This is a genomic window from Candidatus Glassbacteria bacterium (assembly GCA_019456185.1).
Lineage (GTDB): Bacteria > Gemmatimonadota > Glassbacteria > GWA2-58-10 > GWA2-58-10 > JAJRTS01.
On sequence record VRUH01000046.1, the window covers coordinates 1 to 6,502 of the forward strand.

Consider the following 6,502-nt stretch of genomic DNA (forward strand, 5'->3'; position numbering starts at 1 on the left):
GAAAAACAGAAAAGACGACTCGGTGAGGATCCAGTGGGCGTACTCTGTCAGGACCGGGTTTACCGCCACGGCCGCGCCGCCGGACAAGCCCATGCGCGAGCCCGGCCAGGATCATCACCGAGAGTACTCCGGCCAGCAGGACTATTCCCCTGCCGCCGCCGGCCAGCACCTCGTGACGAAGGACCGCGCGCGCCTGCTGGCCGAGAAAATAGATATTCGCATTGGATTTGACCCGCGAGACCAGGTCGGCCGGACCCATCATTCCCAGGTGCGGACGGTAGGGATTCTTCATCAGCAGCTGCTGCTCGTAAGGTATCGCCTGGTCGCCCTCGACAGTATTGTTGCGGATAATCCAGGGGCCCAGCAGCACGGCGGTCGCCAGTGCGAACACGGCGGCTCCCCGCCAGCGCCTGCCGAAAACCATGGCGGTGATTATCCCCAGCGGCAGGGCGATACCGGCGGTGCGGATCAGCACGGTAAGCGATGAGCAAACCGCCCCGGCGGAAAAAAACATAGTTCGCCTGCGGCCATCTTCCTCGCGCTCGCGCACCATCAGGTAGATCGCGAGCAGGCTGAAAAACAGAAAAGACGACTCGGTGAGGATCCAGTGGGCGTACTCTGTCAGGACCGGGTTTACCGCCACGGCCGCGCAGAGGGCGACCCAGACCCGCGGAGGCATCAGCCGCCAGGCCAGCAGGGAAAAAATGGCAACCGAGCCGGCCGAAAAAGCGAGGGAATACAGTTTGAGCAGAATCACGCTGCGGCCGAACAGGACAACCAGCGGAGCCAGCAGCAGCGGGAAACCGAACGGATAGTTGGTGTGCGGGCTCGGCGGACCGGGATTCATGCCCAGCGAGTAACCGTCGCCGAACCTGAGGATTGATTCGGCGAGCAGGATATAGGCGGTGTTGTCGCCTCCGCTGTGCAGCTTGGGGTCGAAGATGGCCAGGCAGAGCAGGACATGCACGCCAACCATTACCGCGATAACAGCCGACCTGTTAGCCGTAATGCGGCCGGCCAGGTCCAGGCTTGCCGCCGGAGGGGTTTTCTGCTTTTTCGATTTCCTGCGGGAGCGGTTACTCAATGGCCGACCTGTTGGAATCTGGAGTGTGGTCCGGGCGGAGACAGGCTGTTCAGTCAAAGAACCGAAAATAGATGATAGCAGCCACCGCCGTGACCGCATCTTTCCAACCGATTTTCTTTCCTTCGCTGTAATCGCGGCCGGAGTAGGAAATAGGAGTTTCGTAAATCCGGCATTTCATCCTGGCCACTTTGGCCGTGACCTCTGGTTCAAACCCGAAGCCGTTCGAGCGCAGCTTGATATTCTTGATCACCTGGCTGCGGAACATCTTGTAACAGACTTCCATATCCGTCAGGTTCAGGTTGGTAAACATGTTTGAGAGCAGGGTCAGAAGCGTGTTGGCCACCGAGTGCCAGAACATGTGTACCCGGACAGTACTGCCGCGGAAACGGCTGCCGAACACGACATCGGCGCGGCCGTCAACTATCGGCTCCAGCAGACGGCAGTATTCCTCGGGATCGTATTCCAGGTCCGCGTCCTGAATGACGATCACGTCACCGGCCGCCTCGGCGATACCCTTGCGCACGGCCGCCCCCTTGCCCTGGTTGGTTTCCTGGAAAAAAACCCTGATCCGCGGGTCGTCCAGCTTGCGAAGGTACTCGCGGGTCCCGTCGGTGCTGCCGTCGTCCACCACGACTATTTCCTTTTCGATATCGACCGCCAGCACCCTGCGCAGGATCTCTTCGATCGTACGGATTTCATTATAGACAGGCATCACCACGGAAAGCGTAAAGCCGCTCTCGGCAGCCTGTCCACGGCCATCATCGTTTTGTGACATTTGATTCATTGACCTTTTAACCCGTTAACTTTTCGGCTCAAAACCGGGGCAAAATAACACCGGCTCCGCAGGAGGCGCAAGTGCGCCAGCCTTTTAGAGAAGTTCATTCATCTTTCTTCCTGATCCTGCGCATGAATTCCTCGAGCCGGTCCAGGCGGTCGAACAACTGGCCGAGCAGCTCCGTGACAAAACCCAGCGTAAAGAGCACGCCGCCGCCCAGGGCGAACAGAATCACCAGGTAGAGCAGCGGACGGTATCCCTGCTGGAGCGCAAACCTGAAATACAGCGCCACACAACCGGTGACGAAAGCGAGCACCAGCATCAACAGGCCGCCGCTGCCGAAGAGGGTCATCGGCTTCTGGCCGAAACTGATCAGGAACCTGACACTGACCAGATCGAGCAGGCCGACCACGGCCCGCCAGGAGCCGGTGTATTTCGAAATTCCACGGCGGCGCGGCAGCAGCTCGATCTCCAGTTCGCCGACACGGTAGCCTTTGTTATAGACCAGTACGACAAAAAAGCGGTGCCAGTCGTGGCGCAGGGGTGTTTCGGCTAAAGCCTGGCGCAGGAACGATTTCATCGAGTTAAGATCATGCACCGGCACCTTGAACAGCCGCCGCGAAATCCAGTTGTAAATTCCTGAGACAAACCGCTTGGTGTAGCTGCCGACCTTGCGGCCGCAGACGACATCGTATCCCTCGTCCATTTTGGCCAGGAACCGGGGGATATCCTCCGGAGAGTGCTGCATGTCGGCGTCATAGAGCACTACCCTGTCGGCGCGGCTTTCATCGTTGCCCGTCTGCATCGCCTCGGCCTTGCCCAGGTTGGTCCGGTGGCGCAACAGGCGAAGGCGCGGTTCGCCGGCGGCGATTCCGCGCGCAAGTTCGTAAGTGCCGTCCGTGCTGCCGTCATCGACCAGCACAATTTCACCGTCCAGGCCGTGCCTGTCGAACATGGCGCACAATTCGGCAACCAGCTCCGTGATATTTTCGCGCTCGTTGAAAGCCGGGACCAACACCGAGACGTCCGGCTTTGTCTCGCTCTGAGTCATCTGAGTTCGGCTCCCCAATGGTTTGAGTGTCCTTGCCAGCTACAGCAAGATTCAGTCCAGTCCTCACCCCCGGCTGGGCGATTCTCAATACTGCTGAAACAGCTTCCCCCATTTCGATTCGTTCAGCCAGCGTTTCACCACCGGTTTACCCCTGAACCGGTACCACAGCTTGTCGTGGTAAACGTAGCTGCCGAATACGAAAAGATAGACCAGGGGCGTGTGGAACAACAGGCGCTGCAGCACTTTCAACGGGCTGAACCAGAACAGGTCGCCCACGCGGCTGGCCATGTTGTCCCCCACCGGGAATTGCATGTCGATTCCGGAGACATCTTCCCCCACAACCTCTATTTCCCGCGGGTCCCCCGTACCAAGTCCCTGTTCGTGGGCGATCCTGATATAGCCGATCCGCAGCGGGTCGAAACCCATCATCCGGGCCGAAACCGCATCGACAGCCACACTGTCGGAACCTGCGACAATCAGGTCGGCCTCCACCGGGACCATCGTGCGGGGGCCGGGCCCGCTGCCGCAGGTCGTTCCATCCACCAGGGCGAAAATACCGCTGTGGATTTCCTGCTGAATCCGCAGCAGGTCCACCAGGGTCTCGTGGATACGACTGTGGGTGTAGTGACGTTTCCGGTTGAGCAGCCCGCCGAACGCGTTCTTCATCGCCCCCGTGGTGGTGGTGTAGATATGGGTCTTGACCGTGGGCAGATGGACGATATTCGTCCCCATGAACTCCCGGGGAATCGTGATTCCCTCCGGGAAGATATCGTCCAGCACGAGCATTTTACCCTTCGGGCGATAGACCTCCCAGGCAATATCTTCTTTACGGAAGTTGTAGAGGGTAGGCACGCCGTAGCGCTCCAGCACACCGACATACCGGTTAAGCCGCTCGCCCATGAGCGCATCAGTAACCACCGTGTCGTTCTGCACGCAGACCAGATCATCACAGCCCATCGCCCGCAGGGCCCGGATCGAACCCTCCATCTGCCAGGGCGTGGTATTGGCCCCCGGATACAGGAAATGCCAGGAGATATTGTCTTTGATGATTGTCCGCGCCGAGTTGTCCAGCGCATCCGGCATACAGGCCAGCTCCGCGAGACGGCAGTAATCGTCGAGCACCGTGTGCGGAGATGTTTTCAGAACCGCCACTTTCGATTTGCTCATATCTCCCCAAGCCCCCGTTCCCGCCAGGCGCAATAATCTCGAACCGGGAATTTTTCCCGCGGCCGGCCGATCGGGCCAGTTACTGTTTAATAAATAACCAGCCAGACCGCAACCACCCAGCCTGCAACCGACGCCAGCAGCCACGGGTCGCGCACGAGCAGGACCGCCGGGTCGCCGCCCTGCTTGCGCTCGTGGATCAGGTACAGGTAGCGGAAAATTCCGTAAATCACTAACGGTACAGTTACCAGCAGTCCGGTGCCGCCCACTTTGATCACCGTCTCCGGGCTGACCGTATAGAGCACGTAGCAGACCAGGGTTCCGGGAGCCACCACAGCGATCATCTGGTCCAGAAAATACTGGCTGTAATGGGCCAGGACACCGCGATGACCCGTGGCGCTCTCCTCCAGCAGCATCAGCTCGCTGCGCCGCTTGCCGAAACCCATGAACAGGGAGAGCAGGAACGTGCAGATCAGCAGCCAGTGGCTGGTCTCGACCCCGATAGCCAGCGTTCCGGCCAGCACGCGGAGGACAAAGCCGGCGGCGATAGTCATCACATCAAGTATCACAACTTGCTTCAGCCAGACTGAGTACAAAATATTTAACAGCAAGTAGCCGAATATTACTATTCTTGAACCATCCGGCAGAAGACATGCAAGCCCCAGTCCCACGCAGCCCAGCGCCGCTCCGAAAAGCCTGACCCCGATTCCGCCGATCCTTCCCGATGCAATCGGACGGTCCTTTTTGAGTGGGTGCAGACGATCCTGCGCGGCATCTTTCAGGTCATTAAAGATGTAAACGAATGAGGAGACCAGACAGAACGAGACAAACGCGGTAATCGAGTGCAGCAAAAGTTCCGGATCGGTAGCTTTACCGGCGAACAGCAGCCCGGCGAACACCAGCAGGTTCTTGGACCAGTGCACCGGCCGCATGGATTTAATCAACTCGCGAATCACCGCTTGTCAGCTCCTTCAGCCTCTGTGCCGGATAATCTGTTCAAGATAGGTTTCAGTCTGGCGCGCGGACTCCTCCCAGCTCAGGCTTTCGGCGAACTCACGGGCCGCCGCGCCCATCCTCCTGCGCAAATCCGGGTCGGTGGCCACCTGTACTATCCGCGCCGAAAACTGGGCCACGTCGCCGGGAGTGAACAGATAGCCCGTGCGGCCGTCGTGCACCGACTCGCGAAGTCCCGGCGAACGGCTGGCCACCACCGGCGTGCCGCAGGCGGCAGCCTCCATGTTGGTAATTCCCCAGCCCTCCTTGGGCGAGGGGTTAAGCACGCAGAGGGCGTGACGCAACAGGTCTGTCTTCTGCTCCTCGGAAACCCGTCCCAGGAAGCTCGTCCGGCCATCGATTCCCAGCTCGTCGGCACGCTTTCGCAGCCGGGGGTAATCGTTACCCGCACCGGCGAAAATCAGCCGCACCCGGCCCTCGAGCCCCGTGTGCAGCGCCCTGACGAAAGCGTCCAGGATCAAGTCCAGCCGCTTGTAGCGCTTGATCCGGCCCATGTACAGCAGGTATGGCTCCTCTGCGCCGACTGTTACGGCTGCGTGGTTGGGAGGGGTGTAGACCGTCGTATCGATCCCGTTATAAACCACCTTGATCCGTTCGGGGTCGAACCCGTTATCGACCAGCTCGGAGCGCGTGTCCTGGCTGACAGCCTGCACCCATTCGCCGCGGTAAAAGCGGGGGATCATCCGTTCCCAGAGCCAGACATAGAGCGCCACGGGAAACACAGCCTCGCGGAATATCGTTGCGCCGAAGAGGTGGTGGAACAGGATCAGACGGGGGAGCCGGGTATGGCGGGGAGTGCGGAAGGGGATCTTGTTGACATCCTCGACCACGATGTCGAAGTTGCGCTCGACATCCAGTTTCTTCATCAGTCCGGGCACCGAATAGTTGAACGTCATGTTGCTGCCGCCGCGGATTATCTTGATCCCGTCGATCTCGGTTTCCGGCTCGCAACCGGGCCAGGCGCAGGTGAGGAACGTAACCTGGTGGCCGGCTGCTGCCAGGCGACGGAAAATCTCGTGGGCGTGGACCTCGGCGCCGCCGGCTTCCGGGTGGGCGATATCGCGCCAGTTTATCAGCAGGATCCTGTATTCCATCGGCAGTCAGCTCCCGGTTGCCAGCCTGGTGGCAAGTACGCCCGGCAGTCCGGCGTCGTAAATCCTCTGCTGGGCCAGTCCGATATCATAGTCCACGCGGTAAAATTCAACCCGGTTTTTCCCGGTGTCGAACACGGCGAACGACGCCTTGGGGTTTCCATCGCGCGGCTGCCCGACACTGCCCGCGTTGATAATGTAACGGCTGCCCTGCTCAGGGTAAAAGCTTTCCGGCTCCTGCGGACTTACGCCGCCGTCTGCGGCCAGCCGAAAAACGGTCGGAACGTGCGTATGACCGTGGAACAGGTAATCAGTTTCGAACG

At 59.8% G+C, this 6,502-nt stretch carries 6 protein-coding genes and 1 pseudogene (1 of these 7 cut by a window edge); all 7 read right to left on the bottom strand.

Translation table 11 applies throughout. From position 1 onward, the window contains the following. A partial coding sequence (locus FVQ81_14050) for a hypothetical protein (protein ID MBW7997667.1) occupies window positions 1–1,084 on the bottom strand: 1,084 nt, incomplete at its 3' end. 49 nt (window positions 1,085–1,133) lie between these two features. Then, window positions 1,134–1,859, bottom strand: coding sequence for a glycosyltransferase family 2 protein (locus tag FVQ81_14055; GenBank protein ID MBW7997668.1), 726 nt, complete (start codon window positions 1,857–1,859; stop codon window positions 1,134–1,136). 103 nt (window positions 1,860–1,962) lie between these two features. Continuing rightward, the gene (locus FVQ81_14060; protein ID MBW7997669.1) at window positions 1,963–2,910 is read right to left on the bottom strand and encodes a glycosyltransferase family 2 protein; all 948 of its coding nucleotides are present in this window, start codon (window positions 2,908–2,910) and stop codon (window positions 1,963–1,965) included. 84 nt (window positions 2,911–2,994) lie between these two features. Further along, entirely contained in the window at window positions 2,995–4,077 is a 1,083-nt protein-coding gene (locus tag FVQ81_14065; protein MBW7997670.1) for a DUF362 domain-containing protein, read from the bottom strand. Between the two features lie 86 nt (window positions 4,078–4,163). Then, window positions 4,164–5,030 (bottom strand): decaprenyl-phosphate phosphoribosyltransferase, encoded by an 867-nt coding sequence (locus FVQ81_14070; protein ID MBW7997671.1) that lies wholly within the window; start codon window positions 5,028–5,030, stop codon window positions 4,164–4,166. Between the two features lie 15 nt (window positions 5,031–5,045). Then, window positions 5,046–6,182: a glycosyltransferase family 4 protein gene (locus tag FVQ81_14075; protein ID MBW7997672.1), complete on the bottom strand. Its 1,137-nt coding sequence runs from the start codon at window positions 6,180–6,182 to the stop codon at window positions 5,046–5,048. 6 nt (window positions 6,183–6,188) lie between these two features. Beyond that, window positions 6,189–6,502: pseudogene (locus tag FVQ81_14080) on the bottom strand (metallophosphoesterase family protein) (it continues 415 nt past the right edge of the window).

What these genes read in the sequence shown, in the direction of transcription:
- FVQ81_14075 (MBW7997672.1), bottom strand. Translation starts at nt 6,182, where the DNA reads ATGGAATACAGGATCCTGCTGATAAACTGGCGCGATATCGCCCACCCG.
- FVQ81_14060 (MBW7997669.1), bottom strand. Translation starts at nt 2,910, where the DNA reads ATGACTCAGAGCGAGACAAAGCCGGACGTCTCGGTGTTGGTCCCGGCT.
- FVQ81_14055 (MBW7997668.1), bottom strand. Translation starts at nt 1,859, where the DNA reads ATGTCACAAAACGATGATGGCCGTGGACAGGCTGCCGAGAGCGGCTTT.
- FVQ81_14065 (MBW7997670.1), bottom strand. Translation starts at nt 4,077, where the DNA reads ATGAGCAAATCGAAAGTGGCGGTTCTGAAAACATCTCCGCACACGGTG.